Consider the following 18616-nt stretch of genomic DNA (forward strand, 5'->3'; position numbering starts at 1 on the left):
TGCGCCCCGGTCAGTTGCTGTTTACCTATCTGCATCTGGCGCCGGACCCGGACCAGACGCGTTTGCTGGTCGAATCGGGCGCCATTGCCGTCGCGTATGAAACGGTGACCGATGACAAGGGCGGCCTGCCTTTGCTGGCACCAATGTCGGAAGTCGCCGGGCGTATGGCGATTCAGGCCGGTGCCCATGCTTTGGAAAAGGCGCAGGGTGGCCGCGGTGTGTTGCTGGGTGGTGTGCCTGGTGTCGCGCCGGCCAAGGTCGTCGTGCTGGGCGGCGGAGTGGTGGGCTTGAATGCAGCACGCATGGCCATGGGGCTTGGCGCCGAGGTTTCCATTCTCGATAAATCGCTGCCGAGGCTAAAGGAAATCGACATGCTGTTTGGCGGGCGTATCAAGACGCTGATGTCGAACAGTGTGAATATCGACGATGCGATACGCGAAGCGGACATGGTGATCGGTGCGGTGCTGATACCCGGTGCGGCGGCACCCAAGCTGGTGACGCGCAAAATGCTGGGTACGATGAAGCCCGGGGCGGTGCTGGTCGATGTCGCCATCGATCAGGGCGGGTGTTTTGAAACCAGCCGGCCGACGACACACAAGGAGCCGACCTATGTAGTGGACGGTATTGTTCATTACTGCGTCGCCAATATGCCAGGTGGCGTGGCGCGTACCGCCACGATGGCGCTGACCAATGCGACCCTGCCTTATGCGCTGGAGTTGGCCGATAAAGGCTGGGTACGTGCCTTGCAGGACAATGCGCATCTGCGCGATGGCCTGAATGTGTGTTGCGGCAAGGTCACCTATGCTGCTGTCGCCAGTGCGCTGGGCTACACGTTTGTTAATCCGGTCGAGGCTATCAAGGCCGCCGGCTGATTTTGTCCAAGAGGTATTTATGCTGCAAAAACCGGTGATCGGCATTCCTTGCGACCTCAAGATGATAGGTCACTTCCCGTTTCATGCGGTGGGCGATAAATATGTTGCCGCGGCCGCCGGCGCGGCGGGTGGGGTGCCGATACTGATTCCGTCGCTGGGGGACGAGGCGCAAATACGTGCTTTATTGCAGCTGGTCGATGGCCTGCTTTTGCCGGGTTCGCCTTCGAATGTCGAGCCGCGGCATTATCAGGGTGAACCCAGTCGCAGCGGAACCCTGCACGATCCGGCGCGCGATGCCACCACCTTGCCGCTGATCCGGCTGGCACTGGAAGAGGGTGTGCCGCTATTGGGTATTTGCCGGGGGTTTCAGGAGATCAACGTCGTTCTGGGGGGGGAGCTTTTTCAGCATGTACAGGAAGAAGCGGGCAAGCTGGACCACCGCGAGCCTGCCACCGATGATCTCGAACTGATGTACGGCCCGGCACATGATTTATCCATCGTGCCGGATGGCTGGCTGCATCAGTGGACCGGCAAGAGCACGGCCCACATCAATTCGATTCACCAGCAGGGTATCAAGCGTTTAGCCGATACGCTGGTTGCCGAAGGCTATGCCAGCGATGGCCTGGTTGAAGCCTACCGGGTTGAGGGGTCGGCTGCTTTTGCCTTTGCCGTGCAATGGCATCCGGAGTGGAAGTATTGGGAGAACACGCTCTCACAAGCCATTTTCAAGGCTTTCGGTGACGCTTGCCGGGAGCGCCGTATGCGACGCAACCTGTAGTCGCAGACTCGGTATCCAGAGCCGGTCAACCGGCCGTAACATTAGGGAAATTACTATGTTTCAACAAAATCTAGACTGGCTGCGCGAACACCGTATTACAGAGATGGAATGCATCGTTCCGGATATGACCGGAGTGGCGCGAGGCAAAATTGTCCCTAAGGACAAATTCATCAGCGAAACGGAAATGCGTCTTCCGGAGGCTGTACTGATGCAGACGGTTACCGGTGACTATCCGGATGACAGTATGCTCGACCTGACTGATCCGGATATGGTGCTGCAACCGGATCCGACCACACTGCGTCTGGTGCCATGGGCGACAGACCCAACCGCACAACTGATTTATGACTGCTTCCGTGCCGATGGTACGCCGGTCGATATCGCGCCACGCAATGTACTGCGCCGCGTGCTGGCACTGTACGATGCCAAAGGCTGGGCGCCGGTGGTGGCGCCCGAGATGGAATTTTACCTGCTGTCTCCCAATCCCGATCCTGATATTCCGCTGTCGCCGCCAGTCGGTCGTACCGGCCGTGCCGAATTCGGCCGCCGTTCGTACTCTATCGATGCCGTCAATGAATTCGACCCATTGTTCGAGGATATCTATGACTACTGTCATGCGCAGAATCTGGAAGTCGATACCCTGATTCACGAAGTCGGCACCGCGCAGATGGAGATCAACTTCCTGCACGGCGACGCGATGTCGCTGGCCGACCAGGTCTTCCTGTTCAAGCGTACCGTGCGTGAAGCCGCGTTCCGCCACAATATGTACGCGACCTTTATGGCCAAGCCGATGGAAGGCGAGCCGGGCAGCGCCATGCATATCCACCAGAGTCTGGCGGACAAGGAAACCGGCAAGAATATCTTCAGTAATCCGGATGGCTCGCCATCCGGGCTGTTCTTTAATTTTATTGCGGGCTTGCAGCATTACCTGCCGGAAGTGATGCCGCTGTTCGCGCCGTATGTTAATTCCTTCCGTCGTCTGTCGCCGTATATGGCTGCACCGACCAACGTCGAATGGGGCTACGACAACCGCACCGTCGGCCTGCGCGTGCCGCATTCCAGCCCGGCCGGCCGGCGCGTGGAAAACCGAGTCCCCGGCGTGGACGTCAACCCATATATCGCGATGGCAGCGACGCTGGCTTGTGGTTACCTTGGCATCATCAATAATATGAAGCCGCGGGACCCGTGCCAGAGCGATGCTTACGAGTTGCCTTACCAATTCCCGCACTCGACCGAAGAGTCCTTGGTGCGCTTGGCGCGTTGCCAGGATATTGCCGAGATTCTCGGGCCGCGTTTCGTGAAGATGTATGTGGGGATGAAGCAGAAGGAATTCTCCGAATACTTCCGCGTGATTAGCCCGTGGGAGCGCAAGTTCCTGTTGCTGCACGTTTAACAGGACTTAAGGCTGTCAAACAAGATGCCCGCATGAGCGGGCGTCTCCTAACCAGGAGGAGAAACCGATGAGCCAGCAACGTACAACCCAAGATTGGCGCGCCATGGATGCCGCCCACCACCTGCATCCTTTTTCTGACACCCAGAGCCTGAATGCGCAGGGCCCGCGCGTCATTACCCACGCGGACGGGATTTATCTATGGGATTCGGAAGGCAATAAGATCACCGACGGAATGGCCGGCCTGTGGTGCGTGAATATCGGTTACGGTCGCAAGGACCTGCCTGAAATCGCCAAGCGCCAGATGGAAGAGCTGGCTTATTACAATACCTTTTTCAGGACGACACACCCCAAGGTGGCCGAGCTGTCTGCTTTGCTTGCCAGTATTGCACCTGAAGGTTTCGAGCATGTGTTTTACACCAACTCGGGTTCGGAGTCGGTCGATACCATGATACGCATGGTGCGTCACTACTGGAGCTCGGTTGGCAAGCCGGAAAAAAAGGTCCTGATCGGGCGCTGGAACGGCTACCACGGTTCCACCATAGGCGGGGCTTCACTGGGTGGCATGACCTATATGCACGAGCAGGGTGATCTGCCTATTCCGGGTATCGTCCATGTCGAACAGCCTTGGTATTACAAGCACGGCAAGGACCTGACGCCGGAAGAGTTCGGGCTCAAGGCTGCGCAGTGGATTGAAGATAAGATTCTTGAAGTCGGTGCCGACAAGGTGGCCGCATTTGTCGGCGAGCCTATTCAGGGCGCAGGCGGCGTGATTATCCCGCCTTCGACCTACTGGCCGGAAGTCGAGCGCATCTGCCGCAAATACGACATCCTGCTGGTAGCCGACGAAGTGATCTGCGGTTTTGGCCGTACCGGCGAGTGGTTTGGCCAGACCCTATTTGGCTTCAAGCCGGATATGTTTACCACCGCCAAAGGCCTGTCGTCCGGTTATCTGCCCATCGGTGCGGTGTTTGTTGGTGAGCGGGTTGCCAAGGGCCTGATCGAAGAGGGTGGGGACTTTAACCACGGTTTTACCTATTCGGGTCATCCGGTATGCAGTGCCGTGGCGCACGCCAATGTGGCCGCACTGCGCGACGAAGGTATTGTCGATCGGGTCAAAAATGACACAGGGCCGTATATGCAGCAGCGCTGGCGTGAAGTGTTCAGCCAGTTTGCCCATGTAGATGATGTGCGCGGTGTCGGCCTGATTCAGGCCTTTACGCTGGTGAAAAACAAGGCGACACGCGAGCTGTTTGCTGACTGGGGTGTGGCCGGTACGCTGTGCCGCGATATTTTCTTCAAGCACAATCTGATTATGCGTGCCTGCGGTGACCACATTGTGTGTGCGCCACCTTTGGTTATCAGCAAGGATGAAATTGATGCCATGCTGGCGACGGCAGAAAAATGCCTGCAGGAGTTCGAACAGGCGATCAATAGCCGCAGCTAAATCTTGGCCCCAAGTGGGCTAATGGGCAGAATATTCACCCGTATCCGGCATGCTTGTCATGCGGGATACGGGTTTGTTTTTTTCAACCAAACAGCATGCGTGCTAATCGCTAGAGTTTATGAATAGTTTTATTGTTTTTAGTTACGGGTGACTATTGGTAAGATGGTGTAATACAATAAAAATAATTTATTTATAGCTTACGGATGCTCAGTCCGTGCGCTGACAATTGGCAGCCCTGATGGGGGCTGATCCGTCATTCCAAGGGCCTGCATGTTTATACCTATTGGTTACGTTGTCATCTTGGCAGCATGTTTTGGGGGGTTCGCCTTAGCCGGCGGCCATCTGGCGTCCTTGTTTCAGCCTGTTGAATTGCTGATTATTGGTGGTGCCGGGTTTGGGGCTTTTCTGGCTGCGCATGGCGGTGCGCCGCTGAAGGCAACCGGCAAGGCTCTGCCCAAGGCATTCAAGGCCTCGCCTTACAACAAGGCCTTTTATATGGACTTGTTTGCCCTGTTGTTTGAAATCCTGGCCAAAGTCCGGAAAGAGGGACTGATGTCGGTCGAGGCCGATGTCGAGGCGCCGGAGAGTAGTCCGCTTTTTTCCAAGTATCCGGCAATTCTGGCGGATCATCATGTGGTCGAGTTTATGACCGATTATTTGCGCCTGATGGTCGGGGGCAGCCTGAATGCTTTCGAGATTGAAAACCTGATGGATGTCGAACTGGAAGCCCACCATCACGAAGCCGAGGTGCCGATTGGTGCGGTGAAAAGTCTGGCCGATGGTTTGCCGGCTTTCGGTATTGTGGCGGCGGTGATGGGGGTGGTGCATACCATGGAGTCGGTAGGCTTGCCGCCGGCCGAACTGGGCAAGCTGATTGGTGCGGCACTGGTGGGGACTTTTGTGGGTATTTTGCTGGCTTATGGCTTTGTGGCGCCGGTTGCGACTGCGATGGAGCATAAGATGGCCGATGAGTCGCGTGTGTATCAAACCATCAAGGTGACCTTGTTGGCCAGCCTGAATGGTTATGCGCCGCAAGTGGCGGTCGAGTTCGGGCGCAAGGCGCTGGCAGGTCATGATCGCCCGTCTTTCCGCGAGTTGGAAGATCACGTCAAACAGGCCAAGGCCAAGTAAGGCAGGGAGTAAGGCATGGCCGACGAATCACAACGCCCCATTATCGTCAAACGCATCAAAAAAGGTGGCCACGGCCATCATGGCGGGGCATGGAAGATTGCCTACGCCGACTTTATGACGGCGATGATGGCTTTTTTCCTGCTGATGTGGCTGTTGGGCTCAGCCTCGCAAGGCACGCTAAATGGCATCGCCGATCATTTCAAGACCCCGCTCAGAGTAGCGCTGTCCGGTGGGTCGGGTGCTGGAGATGCCACTTCCATGATCAAGGGCGGCGGTACCGATCTCACCCGTCAGGCCGGGCAGGTCAAGCGTGGCTACAAGGATCCGGGTGAACTGGCTTTAGAGAAAAAGCGCTTGCAGGCCTTGCAGCAGAAGCTGCAGGCGGATATCAATACCAGTAATGTGTTGAAGTTTTACAAGAACCAGTTGCGGCTGGAGATGACGCCGGACGGTTTGAAAATCCAGATTGTCGACGAGAAAAACCGCCCGATGTTCGCTTCGGGCAGTGCCGAAATTTTGCCGCATACCCGCGAAATCCTGCGTGAGCTGGGCTACGAGCTGAACGCAGTGCCCAATATGTTGAGCGTATCGGGGCATACCGATGCCACCCCTTTTTCCGGGGGGCAAAAGGGGTATAGCAACTGGGAACTGTCGGCCGACCGTGCCAATGCCGCGCGGCGCGAGTTATTGCTGGGCGGAATGGATCCGGTAAAAATTCTGCGTGTAGTGGGCCTGGCCAATGCCAATCCGTTGACGCCGCAAAACCAGTTCAGCCCTGAAAACCGCCGTATCGCCATCGTGATTCTCAATCAGGACACTGTTGACCGTATCCGTAGCGATGGTTTGTCGGCCGAAGAGCCTGTAACGGGTGATGCCGCCAGCGGCGCGCAGTAATCGTGCACCTGTTGCGCGCTGTTGTCTTGCTGCTGCTGGCTGCGGTTTTGGCGTGGCTGGTTTGTGCGCCCGCCGTGCAACCACTGTCTTGGTCTTTATTGCAAGCTAGTATTGTCCTGTTGCTGGCGCGCGTTTTTTGCCTGCCTGTAGTACTGGCGATATTGTCTGCCTGTTTTTTGCCTTTACTGATGCTGGCATTGTGGCTTTCCCTGCCCGTCTGGGTGTATGCACTGGGCGGCTTGCTGACGTTTTCGCTGGCGCGTAATGCCGTATTCGAGCGAGTGCCGCTGTATCTGTCATCCACAGAGGCGTGTCAGGTCTTGGCGGACTGGCTGCCGACCGGCTGCCGCGTGCTGGATGCCGGTAGCGGCGATGGCAAGGCGGTGCTGGCTTTGGCGCGCCTGCGGCCGGATGTCGTGGTGACCGGTCTGGAAAATGCCTACTTGCCTTATCTGATGGCGAAAGCACGCTTTGTGCTGGCCGGCTCGCCGCGCAATGCCCTCCTGCGTTATGGCAGCTTCTGGCAGACAAAGTGGGGCGACTATGATGTGGTTTATGCTTTCCTTTCTCCTGAGCCCATGCCGCGGCTGTGGCAGACCTTTTTGAAGGCCGGAGCGAGGCATGCGGTCCTGATTAGCAATACTTTTGCCATTCCCGGCACGCCTGCGGACGAAACGCTGCCGCTATCCGGGCCCTTGCAACGCGAACTTTTTATCTGGCGCCAACCTCATGCAACTTGCTAACTGGCTGGACTCGGTCGCGGCAAAGCGCTGGCCGATTCTGCCGCAAACGCACGCCCGCCTGCAGTTGCTGCTGGCGCGTGGCGGCGCACGGCTACGCTATGAGGAGCTGGCTAATCTGACCTTGTCCGATCCGTTCCTGTTGCTGGATTTGCTGCGCTTGCTGGCATCTTCTGCTGCCTTGCAGCGTAGCGACAGCCTGCCGGCGGTCGAGCAGATGCTGATGGTGATCGGCAGTGATCGCATTCTTGCCCGTTACCGCCAGTTGCCAGCCTGGCCCGCGGCTACGGATGCACGCAGCGCCGCGGTGCAGGAAGAAGTCGCCAGCCTGATGGGGCGTGCGCGCATTGCGGCGCTGATTATCAAATCATGGTTGTCTTTTTCGGGCGAGCACAAGATAGAAGACAGCTTTATCGCTGCCGAAATCTACAATTTGCCGGCTTGCCTATATCTGTTACAGCGCCAACACCTGACGAACAGGCCGGTTTTGCAGGACATGTCGGAGCAATTTGCACTGGATTATCCGCGTTTACTGAGTGCGTTTATTCAGCGTATGCCCTTGCCTGTGGGCTTGAATGGCTTGCTGGGGGAGGGCGCGCCCAGTCGACGGCGTCAGCTGCTCAAGCTTGCTGTCGCGACGGCTGAAGGTGTAGATCAGGGCTGGTGGCGTGCTTCGTGGCAGGTCGGCATCGATGCGGCGGCGCGTTTGATGGGGGTGGGGTATGCCGAAGCCTATGCTGCTACCGTGCATGCGGTTTTGCATGTCGCGCGCCACAGTGAGGCACCTGCCTATGCTTTTGCCGCCCGCCGTTTTCTGGCGCTGGAAGGAGAGATTCCTCTGATGCTGGAGCCGGCGCTTGTGCCCGCGCTGGATGCGGGGGCCCGGGCGGACTTGGCGGTACGTGAAGCCTTGCGCCATCTGGCCAATGATTTGGGGTTCGAGCGGGTGCTGTTTTACCGGCTGGATCAGGCTGCCGCGGTGCTGCGCCTGCAGTTTCAGATTGGCCTTAAGACCGGTGACCCCTTATTACATCTGGTGCCTGCGCTAACGCCCGGTAGTTTGTTGACCTTGCTGCTTAAGCGGCCGCAAGGCTTTCTTGTTCCTCAGCACCAGCGCGCACAGTTACAGGCTAAATATGGCGATGCATGGCTCGCTATGCTGGGTAGTCATGATGTCGCCTTGCTCTCGCTATATGCCGGCAGCGCCCCGCTGGGGGTGTTTCTGGTCGATAATGCTATCTCTGGGCATGCCATCGACGAGGCAAGCTATAAGCGCTTTAAAATTACCGCCACCCGTGTGGCGAATCAAATATTCTGACGCATGCAAAAGTTTATCAGTTCTGCAAATAACGAAGACCTCAAGTATTTGGCTCGCTTGGTGCAAAACGCACGCGAGCGGCGCAAAAGCCAGCTGATGGTACTGGAGGGTATTCATCTGATCGAAGCGGCGCTGGATGCCGGCCATCTTCCTGCGGTGGTTTTTATCAATGAAGACGCTAAGGCCGATGCTGAAGTCACGACCTTGCTGGCGCGCTTGCCGGCCAAGAGCGAGTGCATCTATGTGGCACGTGGCGTGTTTGCCAAGGTCAGTGCCCTAGCCAGTGCTCCCGAAGTGCTGGCCATTTGTCCGCGCCCGCAAGCGCGGCCTGCAGGTGCGACGGCTAGCTGCGTCTTGCTGGAAGACATCCAGGACCCGGGCAACCTGGGTACTATTTTACGTTCGGCTGCGGCTGCGGATGTGCGTGAGGTCTTCCTGTCCAAAGGCTGTGTCGATGTGTATTCCCCCAAGGTGCTGCGTTCGGGTATGGGTGCGCATTTTGCTCTGTCCATTCATGAAAGTGCCGACCTTGCTGGCGAATTGTCCACGTTCCCCGGTCGCAAGCTGGTGACCCATCTGGCGGGTAGTACCTCGCTATACGGGCAAGATTTGAGTGGGGCTATCGCACTGGTGATGGGGAATGAAGGCGCCGGGGTGTCGGATGCTTTGCTGGCTTTGTCCGACGTACGCGTGCGCATTCCGATGCCGGGTCACGCCGAGTCGCTGAATGTGGCCATGGCAGCAACGATCTGCCTGTTTGAACGGGTGCGTCAATTGCAGGGTTGATGTGCGATTTTTTTGGTGTACGGAATGATTTGCATCCCTTTGTGATCTATATTGGGTAAAGGTCGTTGGTGATATTTATCATCCGCACCATGCACAAGGAGAGCGCGATGAGTGGCAAGTTTGAAGTCAGTAAGTCAAAAAATGGTAAATACCTGTTCAATCTCAAGGCTGGCAATGGCCTGATTATCCTGACCAGCCAATTGTTCGACTCTTTGCATCATGCCATCGAAGCGGCTCAGTACCTGCAATCCGAACCCAAGCTGGAAGGACGTATTCGCCGCAAAATCTCGACGGTGGGTGATCCGTATTTCAGTGTGCTGGGGCGGGGGGATAAGGTGCTGGCACGTAGCGAAATGTACTCGTCGCCAACGGCGATGGAGCGCGGCATCGATTCACTGCTGAATAATGCACCTACATCGCAGGTGTTAGATACGACTGCGATGTAGTCCGGGTGTTGCGGCGAGGATGTCCGTTGGATGGTGGATGGCTTTAGCTGTTCTTTTCAACTGCCGCAAGCACCATGTCGACATCCTTCAGCGACTGCTTTGCCTGCGGGTCGCTGCTGCCGCGCAGCTTCTGTTTTAGCCAGTCGCGAATCTGTTTAAGCTCGGTCAGCATCTTCCTGATGGCCGGGTCTTCTTCCTCGCTGGACGCCTTTTCTTGCACTAGCCCGCTGTTGCTTGCCGTGTTCCCGGTTTTATTGTCCTGCTGTTCCCCCTCTTGCTGTCCTGTTTGCGTCTGGCTGTCGGGCGTGGCATGAACCGTCGAGACGGTTGCAGATTCGCTGTGGGTTGGTGCTGCATCCGCACCTTCGGTAGCCATTTCTTGCTGCGGCCCTTCGGCGCTCGCCGGTGTGCCAGATACTTGTGGTGTCATGGCTGCGCCTGCGGTGCTGCCACTGCCACTGATCGATTTGAGCTCGCGCGCGGCTTGTGACAGTTGCTGTGCCAGTGCGCGCAAACTGCCAGGATCGCTACCCGCCAGTGCCATCATTTTGCGCAACATGTCTATTCGTGCCTTGAGCATGTCCTTGCGGATGCCATCCATCGCGTCAGCTTGGCGCGGTGCGGGTTCGGGTTTGCGCCGCAGCTTTTCCATATAGTTACCGACCGCCGTTGAGAGTGCTTTTTGCAGCTCGTTTTCCGTATCGGCAGGCGGCAAGGTGTACGTGCTGGCCGTTGGTGGTGTCGAGGAGGGTGACTTTGTTACTTGGGAAGCAGGGAGCTTGCGTGCCGTACCGTGCGAGGATGGCGGGCGCTCGATGGTGGGGGGCTGGATTTTCATGGCATGACTATGCGGTTGCTATGAATAGTTATCGTCAGGCGTGGCATTTTCTTGAGTGAAGCAGGCATGGGCAAGCATAAGCACGTTTATTGCTTGGCAAATGCCGAGCGTAGGGCTAAGGGAATGGTAGTGCTCAAGTGCTTTTTGTCATGAGCATACTTTAAAATCATGGCATTTCATGTATTATTATGTCCAATAAATTGTTGTGCGCTACAGCTTTGGCCGGATTGAGGAGGATTGCCAATCCTGGCGCGCTAATAATTAAAGGAGTCACCGCAATGAAGCAAGCAAGAATACACGTGCTCGCAGCCTTGTTGATGGGGGGCTTGTTGTTGGCAGGCTGCGGTCAGGATAAGTCGGGGGGCTCACAGGATGCTGCTGAAAAGGTCTATATGGTTGGCACTGATGCCGCTTATGCACCCTTCGAGTATCAGGATGAAAATGGTGCGGTTATTGGTTTCGATGCAGACGTGCTTAATGCGATTGCCGTCAAGGCTGGACTCAAGATCAAGATGATTAATACCCCGTGGGAGGGGATTTTTTCCACTCTGGATCAGGGCGATAGGGACATTATTGCATCTGCCGTGACCATTACCGATGAGCGCAGGCAGGTGATGGATTTTTCGGCACCTTACTTCGAGGCACGGCAGTTGATTGCCATTGGCAAAGGTGATGTTGGCATCCAGTCGTTTCAGGATTTGAAGGGCAAGAAAGTTGCGGTGCAGACCGGCTCCACTGGCGATGAAGTGGTGCAGCAATTACTGGGGAAGAACAGTATTGATATCAAGCGCTTCGAGGGCTTGCCACGGGCGCTGAAAGATTTGGAAAATGGCGACGTGTATGCGGTAGTGGGCGATAACGGTGTAGTGAGGAATTATGTGGCCAATAATCCTGAAAGCCGCTTGCGTACGATTGATGATAGGCAAAGCTTCCAGCCCGAGTATTACGGTATCGCGGTAAAGAAGGGGAATCAGGAGTTGCTGGGCAAACTGGATGCCGGCCTTAAGGCTATCAAGGCGGACGGCACCTATGACCAGATTTACGCCAAATATTTTGGCGCCAAATGATGATTGAGGGCCGGCACACCTGTGCCGGCCTGTGCACTCTCGGAGAAGAGTATGGAAATGCGCTGGGAAATGATCGCTGAGTATGCGCCACTATTTATTGATGGTGCAGTAATGACCTTAGTCATTACCTTGATTGCGGTGGTGTTTGGCACCTTGATAGGCTTGTTTATGGGGATGGCGCGCCTGGCTTATGCGCCACATGGCTTTGCCCGGTTTTTCCTCAACTATTTTGTCAAGTGGCCGGCAACCGCTTATGTGACATTCTTTCGCGGCACGCCTTTATTCGTTCAGATTCTGCTGGCGCATTTTGCCTTGATGCCGATGCTGATTCATCCGGTTGACGGCATGCTGATCGATGGTGATCTGGCGCGGGAAATCCGCCAGAACTACGGCGCATTTATCTCCGGCCTGCTGGCGCTGACCCTGAATGCGGGCGCCTACATTACCGAAATTTTTCGCGCCGGTATCCAGTCGATAGATAAAGGGCAGGTTGAGGCGGCACGCTCGCTGGGTTTAACCTACGGGCAGGCCATGCGTTTCGTGATTGTTCCGCAAGCTTTCCGCCGCATGCTGCCACCGCTGGGGAACGAGGCCATCATGCTGCTCAAGGATTCTTCACTGGTGTCCGCCATCGGTCTGGCTGAACTTGCGTTTGCCGCGCGTACCGTGGCCGGGGTGTACTCGCGTTATTGGGAGCCGTATCTGACCATTTCCTTTATGTATCTGGCGCTGACCATGTTGATGGCCTGGGGCTTGTCCAAGCTGGAAAAACACTATCAGGTGGCCTCGCGTTAAGCCAATTGCGTCATTGTTGCATCATGGCCGGCGAGTAGCCGGCCTTTTGCTGGGCGGTGCATGCGAAGGGCGGCTCATCATGGTAGAATCAGCGCCAATTGCCATCAAAAGAAGATAGTGCGCTAACCCATGACAGATCAGCTTTTCGCCAAGGAAACGATCCCGGTCAGCCTGGAAGAAGAAATGCGTCGCTCCTACCTCGATTACGCCATGAGCGTGATCGTGGGGCGTGCCCTTCCGGATGTCCGTGACGGCCTCAAGCCGGTGCACCGCCGTGTGCTTTTTGCCATGCACGAACTTTCCAATGACTGGAATCGTGCCTACAAGAAGTCCGCCCGTATTGTCGGCGATGTGATCGGTAAGTATCACCCGCACGGTGACACTGCTGTATACGACACCATCGTCCGCATGGCGCAGGATTTTTCGCTGCGTTATCCGCTGGTGGATGGTCAGGGCAACTTCGGTTCGGTCGACGGCGACAACGCCGCCGCGATGCGATACACCGAAATCCGTATGGCGCGTATCGCGCATGAACTCTTGTCCGATCTCGAGAAGGAAACTGTCGATTTCGGCCCCAACTACGACGGCTCCGAACACGAGCCGCTGGTCATGCCGGCCAAAATCCCCAACCTGCTGATTAACGGCAGCTCGGGTATTGCGGTGGGTATGGCGACCAATATCCCGCCACACAACCTGAATGAAGTCATCGATGCCTGCCTGGCTTTGCTTGCCAATGCCGAAATTACCATCGACGAGCTGATCGACATCATTCCGGCACCCGATTTTCCGACCGCCGGTATTATTTATGGTGTGACCGGCGTCCGGGAAGGTTACCGGACCGGCCGTGGCCGCGTCATCATGCGTGCCCGTGCGCACTTCGAAGATATCGGCAAGGGCGACCGCCAGGCCATCATCATCGATGAGTTGCCATATCAGGTAAACAAGGCGCGCTTGCTGGAGCGTATCAGCGAACTGGTACGCGAGAAGCTGATCGAAGGCATTTCCGATCTGCGCGACGAGTCGGACAAGTCCGGCATGCGCATGGTGATCGAGCTCAAGCGTGGCGAAATGCCCGAAGTGGTGCTCAATCAGCTGTACAAGCAGACCCAGTTGCAGGACAGCTTCGGGATGAATATGGTGGCGCTGGTCGATGGCCAGCCGCGACTATTAAACCTCAAGCAGATGCTGGACGAGTTCCTGCGTCACCGCCGCGAAGTCATTACCCGCCGTACCATTTTCGAGCTGAAAAAAGCGCGTGACCGTGGCCACGTACTGGAAGGCTTGGCGGTTGCATTGTCCAACGTCGATGAAATCATCGCCCTGATCAAAGCCTCCGAAGCGCCGCCGCTGGCGAAGGCCGGGCTGATGGCGCGCCCATGGCGCTCGTCTCTGGTCGAGGAGATGCTGTCGCGTGTCGATCAGACCATGGCCCGCCCGGAGACCCTGTCGCCGGAATATGGCTTGAAGGAAGACGGCTACCATCTGTCCGATACTCAGGCACAGGCCATTCTGGAACTGCGTCTGCAGCGTCTGACCGGTCTGGAACAGGATAAGATTGTCGGCGAATATCGCGAAATCATGGACGTGATTCTTGATCTGATCAATATTCTGGCGCATCCAGAGCGGGTGAGCCAGATCATTGCCGACGAAATGAACGCGATCAAAACCCAGTTTGGTGATGCCCGCCGTTCCGAAATCGAGCCATTCGGTGCCGATATCAATATCGAAGACCTGATCACGCCGCAGGATATGGTGGTCACGATTTCGCACACCGGCTACATCAAGGCGCAGCCGGTAGGCGACTACCAGAGCCAGCGCCGCGGTGGCCGCGGCAAACTGGCCGCAGCAACCAAGGATGCCGACTTCGTCGAGACCCTGTTTGTCGCCAATACCCACGATTTCCTGCTGTGCTACTCCAGTCTGGGGCGTTGTTACTGGATCAAGGTGTACAACGTGCCGCAAGGCGGGCGTACCAGCCGCGGCAAGCCTATGGTCAACGTACTGGCACTGCAGGATGGCGAACGCATCAATGCGGTACTGCCGGTCAAAGAGTTTACCGACGACCAGTATGTGTTCATGGCCACGGCTAACGGCACCGTAAAGAAAACCCCGCTGACCGATTTCTCCCGTCCGCGTACTTCCGGGATTATCGCCATCAACCTTGAAGAGGGTAACTACCTGGTGGCCGTGGCGCTGACCCGTGGCAAGAGTGCCGGGGTGCTGGCTGATGAAAGTAGTGAAGAAGACAGCGTACTGGATGAATCCGCAGAGCTGGTGCCGGACGATGAGTCGCTGGACGGTGCCGAGCTAGCCGCAGAGGGCGATCAGGTCATGCTGTTCTCCGATGCCGGCAAGTCGGTGCGCTTTAGCCAGAGCAAAGTCCGTCCGATGGGCCGCAACTCCAAGGGTGTGCGCGGCATGAAGTTGGGCGAGGGGCAGCAGCTGATTTCGCTGCTGGTGACCAATGATGAAACGCAGCAGGTGCTGACCGCCACTGAAAACGGTTACGGCAAGCGCACGCCGGTTGGTGACTATCGCCTGACGGGCCGTGGTACGCAGGGCGTGATCGCCATCGATACCGGTGAGCGTAACGGCAAGCTGGTAGCCGCTACACTGGTTGAAGAGTCGGATGACGTGATGCTGATCACGACCGGCGGGGTGCTGATCCGCACCAAGGTGTCGCAAGTACGCGAAACCGGCCGTGCGGCACAGGGTGTGCGCCTGATCAATCTGGATGCAGGCGAAAAGCTGATCGGTCTGGAAAAGGTGGCCGAGGCTGAAGTAGAAGCGGATGCCGAACTGGACGCGGTCGAGGGCCTTGTCGACGCTGTCGATGGTGCTGCCACACCTGACGAAGGCATTAACGAATGAGTGCCGGCCCCATCAATCCTAAGGTTATGGAGACGATGGGGCAACTCTTCGTATCCTTACCGCATTGCCAGACGCTGGGCATGCAGTGGGTGGGCGTTGAAGAGCGCAAACCCACCCTCAAAATAGAATGGCGCGAAGATCTGGTCGGTAATCCGGCTAGTGGCGTGATCCACGGCGGGGTGATTACCTCGCTGGTGGATACCACCAGTGCCATTGCCGTGACCGCCAATCTGCCTGATTTTGAAACTATCGCCACGCTGGACTTGCGTATCGATTACCTGACGGCGGCCAAGCCCGGAAAACCCATCTTCTGTCGCGCCGAATGTTACCGTTTAGCGGGGCAGGTCGCATTTACCCGTGCCATTTGTTATCAGGACAGTGTGGACTTGCCCATCGCCCACGGTGTGGCGACGTTTATGCGTGACTCCAGCAAGGTGCCCATGGTGCAAGGAGACAAGCCATGAGTGTCTTTATGCAACGCTTCGCTACCTTGCGTGAAGCGGGTGATTGTGCCGGCATTATCGAAGCCATTCCCTATGCCCGCCTGATGGGTGTCGAATTTTGCGAGCAGCCAGCGGGCGAGTTGCTGTTTTCGCTGCCGTTTTACCCGCGCAATATTGGCAATACCATGTTGCCGGCCCTGCATGGCGGCCTGATTGGCGGTTTTCTGGAGAATGCGGCGCTGATCCATCTGATCTGGAATCGCGATTCACTGGAAGCGCCGAAGATTGTTGATTTCTCGCTTGATTACCTGCGCTCGGCAAGGGCGCAGCCCCTGTATGCCCGTTGTGAAATAACCAAGCAGGGCAAGCGGGTTGCCCATGTACTGATAGAAGCCTGGCAGGAAGACCGGGCCAAACCTGTTGCCGTCGCGCGCGCCCATTTTTTGCTGACGACAGGCTGAAACCGATAAGACAAAGGAAGCGGTTCATGACGAAGCTGTTCAACTTTTCTGCAGGTCCTGCGGTGTTGCCGCATGCGGTACTGGCTGAAGCGCAGGCCGAGATGCTGGACTGGCATGGCTCGGGCATGTCGGTGATGGAGATGAGCCATCGCGGACGCGAGTTCATGGCCATCATCCATGAGGCCGAGCAGGATCTCAGGCAGTTGATGCAGATACCTGCCGGCTACAAGGTGCTGTTTCTGCAGGGCGGTGCCTCGCAACAGTTTGCGATGGTGCCGATGAATCTGCTGGGTCATAAAAAATCGGCTGACTACGTCAATACCGGTCACTGGTCCAAGCTGGCAATCAAGGAAGCCTCCCGCTTTGGCAAGGTTAATGTGGTGGCCAGCAGCGAGGATGGAGGCTTTAGCTATGTGCCGGCGCAAAGCCAGTGGCAGGTGGACCCTGATGCCGCTTACCTGCATTACACATCGAACGAAACCATAGGCGGGGTGCAGTTCCCGTTTGTGCCCGAAACGGGAGAAGTGCCTCTGGTCTGCGATATGTCCAGCGATTTTCTGTCGCGCGAAGTCGATGTGGCCAAGTTCGGCCTGATCTATGCCGGTGCGCAAAAGAATATCGGGCCGTCCGGCCTGGTGGTGGTGATCGTACGCGAAGACCTGTTGGGGCACGCCTTGCCGGGCACACCGACCATGCTCGACTATCAGGTGCATGCCAACGCCGACTCGATGTACAACACGCCGCCGACTTATCCCATCTATATCGCCGGTCTGGTATTCAAATGGCTGAAAGAGCAGGGCGGGATCAAGGGTATGGCGGCGCGTAATAGCGAAAAATCCGGCCTTTTGTATCACGCGATCGAGTCCAGTAATGGTTTTTACTCGACCCATGTCGCGCCGACTGACCGCTCGCAGATGAATGTGGTCTTTCGCATGAAAGATGAGGCGCTGGATGAGGTCTTTGTGGCCGAAGCCAAAAAGCGCGGACTGGTACAGCTCAAGGGTCATCGTGTGGTGGGCGGGATGCGCGCATCCATCTATAACGCCATGCCGGTCGAGGGCGTGCGGGCACTGGTCGGCTTTATGGACGAATTTGCACGCCAGCACGGTTAAAAACGTTTTTTTCAACAAAAACCCGCTGCGGCAAGCAAGCGGGTTTTTTGTTGTCAAAAAATCCATTATTGGGGCACTAGCATGAGGGCAGCCTTGCTGGGCTTGGCATTTAAGGCCTATCTGCGGCCGGCATTCATCATCGACGCGGCAAATTTGATTGCCGGCTGTGGCTAGCGGCACAGCTTTTCTACCCGTAGCGCTTGCGGGGGCGCGCCATCTCGCACAAACTTATGCCATCGGTAAAGGCCAGTTCGTGACTGTGAAAGATTAATGTGTCGGATCAACTCCTAAAGCAACACCGCGACGCGATAGACGCGATCGACGTTGAAGTTCTCCACCTGCTCAATCGGCGTGCCAGCCATGCACGCGAGATCGGCGAAATCAAGGGCGGTGGCGTGATTTATCGCCCCGAACGCGAGGCGCAGGTGCTGCGCCGGATTCAGGAACTGAATCCGGGCCCCTTGCCGGATGAGGCGGTCGCACGCCTGTTTCGTGAAGTCATGTCCGAATGTCTGGCGCTGGAAAAACCGCTGTCCATCGCGTTTTTGGGTCCGGAAGGTACCTTCAGCCAGTTGGCGGCAACCAAGCATTTTGGCCATGGTGCGCATGTGGTCGCTTGTGCCTCGATAGATGAGGCTTTCCGTATGGTCGAATCGCGGACGCTGGATTATGTGGTCGCGCCGGTAGAGAACTCTACCGAGGGGGCGGTCGGGCGGACGCTGGATCTGATGGTCACCAGCCCGTTGAAGATCTGCGGCGAAGTCGTATTGCGCATCCATCACCATCTGCTGCGAAAAGTAGCAGGCATGGAGGGCATACGCCGCGTGTATTCGCATGCGCAGTCTTTGTCGCAGTGCCATGAATGGCTGAACAAGAATCTGCCCGCCGAGGTGGAGCGGGTTTCGGTAGCCAGTAATGCCGAGGCTGCGCGTCTGGCCAGCCTGGACCCATCTTCCGCTGCCATTGCCGGCCAGTCTGCCGCCGAACGCTTTGTGCTGGAAAAGCTGGCCGGCAGCATAGAGGATGAACCCAATAACACCACGCGCTTTCTGGTGCTGGGTTATCAGGATGTCGGTGCCACCGGTAAAGACCGCACCTCCATTATTGTGTCGGCACCCAACCGCCCCGGTGCGGTACATCAGTTGCTGGCGCCGATCGCCGACAGCGGCGTATCAATGAGCAAGTTCGAGTCGCGCCCGTCGCGTGCCGGGCTATGGGACTATGTGTTTT

The 18616-nt window shown here is 56.9% G+C and carries 18 protein-coding genes; 17 read left to right on the forward strand and 1 reads right to left on the reverse strand.

From position 1 onward, the window contains the following. The 10 genes from ald to ACRC1E_RS03140 form a co-directional block, all read left to right on the forward strand. On the forward strand, positions 1-872 hold an 872-nt coding region (gene ald, locus ACRC1E_RS03095; protein WP_438513644.1), incomplete at its 5' end, for an alanine dehydrogenase. A 22-nt stretch (positions 873-894) separates the two neighbouring features. Then, positions 895-1650, forward strand: coding sequence for a gamma-glutamyl-gamma-aminobutyrate hydrolase family protein (locus ACRC1E_RS03100; protein ID WP_438513661.1), 756 nt, complete (start codon positions 895-897; stop codon positions 1648-1650). Positions 1651-1705: 55 nt separating this feature from the next. Further along, positions 1706-3040: a glutamine synthetase family protein gene (locus tag ACRC1E_RS03105; protein WP_438513645.1), complete on the forward strand. Its 1335-nt coding sequence runs from the start codon at positions 1706-1708 to the stop codon at positions 3038-3040. Positions 3041-3107: 67 nt separating this feature from the next. After that, positions 3108-4484: an aspartate aminotransferase family protein gene (locus ACRC1E_RS03110; protein WP_438513646.1), complete on the forward strand. Its 1377-nt coding sequence runs from the start codon at positions 3108-3110 to the stop codon at positions 4482-4484. 270 nt (positions 4485-4754) lie between these two features. Beyond that, positions 4755-5615: a flagellar motor stator protein MotA gene (gene motA, locus ACRC1E_RS03115; RefSeq protein WP_438513647.1), complete on the forward strand. Its 861-nt coding sequence runs from the start codon at positions 4755-4757 to the stop codon at positions 5613-5615. 15 nt (positions 5616-5630) lie between these two features. After that, the gene (motB, locus tag ACRC1E_RS03120; protein ID WP_438513648.1) at positions 5631-6509 is read left to right on the forward strand and encodes a flagellar motor protein MotB; all 879 of its coding nucleotides are present in this window, start codon (positions 5631-5633) and stop codon (positions 6507-6509) included. A 2-nt stretch (positions 6510-6511) separates the two neighbouring features. Further along, positions 6512-7252 carry an SAM-dependent methyltransferase gene (locus ACRC1E_RS03125; RefSeq protein WP_438513649.1) on the forward strand — a complete coding sequence of 247 codons (741 nt, stop codon included), beginning with the start codon at positions 6512-6514 and terminating at the stop codon, positions 7250-7252. After that, complete coding sequence (locus ACRC1E_RS03130; protein ID WP_438513650.1) at positions 7239-8567, forward strand: histidine kinase; 1329 nt, start codon at positions 7239-7241, stop codon at positions 8565-8567. Before ACRC1E_RS03125 ends, ACRC1E_RS03130 begins: the two co-directional genes overlap by 14 nt. A gap of 3 nt (positions 8568-8570) precedes the next feature. Further along, the gene (locus ACRC1E_RS03135) at positions 8571-9353 is read left to right on the forward strand and encodes a TrmH family RNA methyltransferase (protein WP_438513651.1); all 783 of its coding nucleotides are present in this window, start codon (positions 8571-8573) and stop codon (positions 9351-9353) included. A 107-nt stretch (positions 9354-9460) separates the two neighbouring features. After that, complete coding sequence (locus ACRC1E_RS03140) at positions 9461-9799, forward strand: YegP family protein (protein WP_438513652.1); 339 nt, start codon at positions 9461-9463, stop codon at positions 9797-9799. A 43-nt stretch (positions 9800-9842) separates the two neighbouring features. Here ACRC1E_RS03140 and ACRC1E_RS03145 read toward each other — a convergent pair whose 3' ends face one another. Further along, positions 9843-10637 carry a hypothetical protein gene (locus tag ACRC1E_RS03145; protein ID WP_438513653.1) on the reverse strand — a complete coding sequence of 265 codons (795 nt, stop codon included), beginning with the start codon at positions 10635-10637 and terminating at the stop codon, positions 9843-9845. 188 nt (positions 10638-10825) lie between these two features. Between ACRC1E_RS03145 and ACRC1E_RS03150 the strand changes: the two genes are divergently transcribed. The 7 genes from ACRC1E_RS03150 to pheA all read left to right on the forward strand — a co-directional run. Further along, positions 10826-11704 (forward strand): basic amino acid ABC transporter substrate-binding protein, encoded by an 879-nt coding sequence (locus tag ACRC1E_RS03150; protein ID WP_438513654.1) that lies wholly within the window; start codon positions 10826-10828, stop codon positions 11702-11704. Positions 11705-11755: 51 nt separating this feature from the next. Then, positions 11756-12499, forward strand: coding sequence for an amino acid ABC transporter permease (locus ACRC1E_RS03155; protein ID WP_438513655.1), 744 nt, complete (start codon positions 11756-11758; stop codon positions 12497-12499). A gap of 129 nt (positions 12500-12628) precedes the next feature. Further along, on the forward strand, positions 12629-15370 hold the full coding sequence (gene gyrA, locus ACRC1E_RS03160) for a DNA gyrase subunit A (RefSeq protein ID WP_438513656.1): 2742 nt from the start codon (positions 12629-12631) through the stop codon (positions 15368-15370). Next, entirely contained in the window at positions 15367-15834 is a 468-nt protein-coding gene (locus ACRC1E_RS03165; RefSeq protein ID WP_438513657.1) for a PaaI family thioesterase, read from the forward strand. The genes gyrA and ACRC1E_RS03165 overlap by 4 nt, the downstream gene beginning before the upstream one ends. Next, entirely contained in the window at positions 15831-16274 is a 444-nt protein-coding gene (locus ACRC1E_RS03170) for a PaaI family thioesterase (protein WP_438513658.1), read from the forward strand. The genes ACRC1E_RS03165 and ACRC1E_RS03170 overlap by 4 nt, the downstream gene beginning before the upstream one ends. Positions 16275-16300: 26 nt before the next feature. Beyond that, on the forward strand, positions 16301-17386 hold the full coding sequence (gene serC / locus ACRC1E_RS03175) for a 3-phosphoserine/phosphohydroxythreonine transaminase (protein ID WP_438513659.1): 1086 nt from the start codon (positions 16301-16303) through the stop codon (positions 17384-17386). Positions 17387-17658: 272 nt separating this feature from the next. Then, a partial coding sequence (gene pheA, locus ACRC1E_RS03180) for a chorismate mutase (protein ID WP_438513660.1) occupies positions 17659-18616 on the forward strand: 958 nt, incomplete at its 3' end.

Origin of the sequence: Craterilacuibacter sp. (assembly GCF_051659485.1) — a bacterium.
In the GTDB taxonomy this organism is placed as follows: Bacteria; Pseudomonadota; Gammaproteobacteria; order Burkholderiales; family Chromobacteriaceae; genus Craterilacuibacter.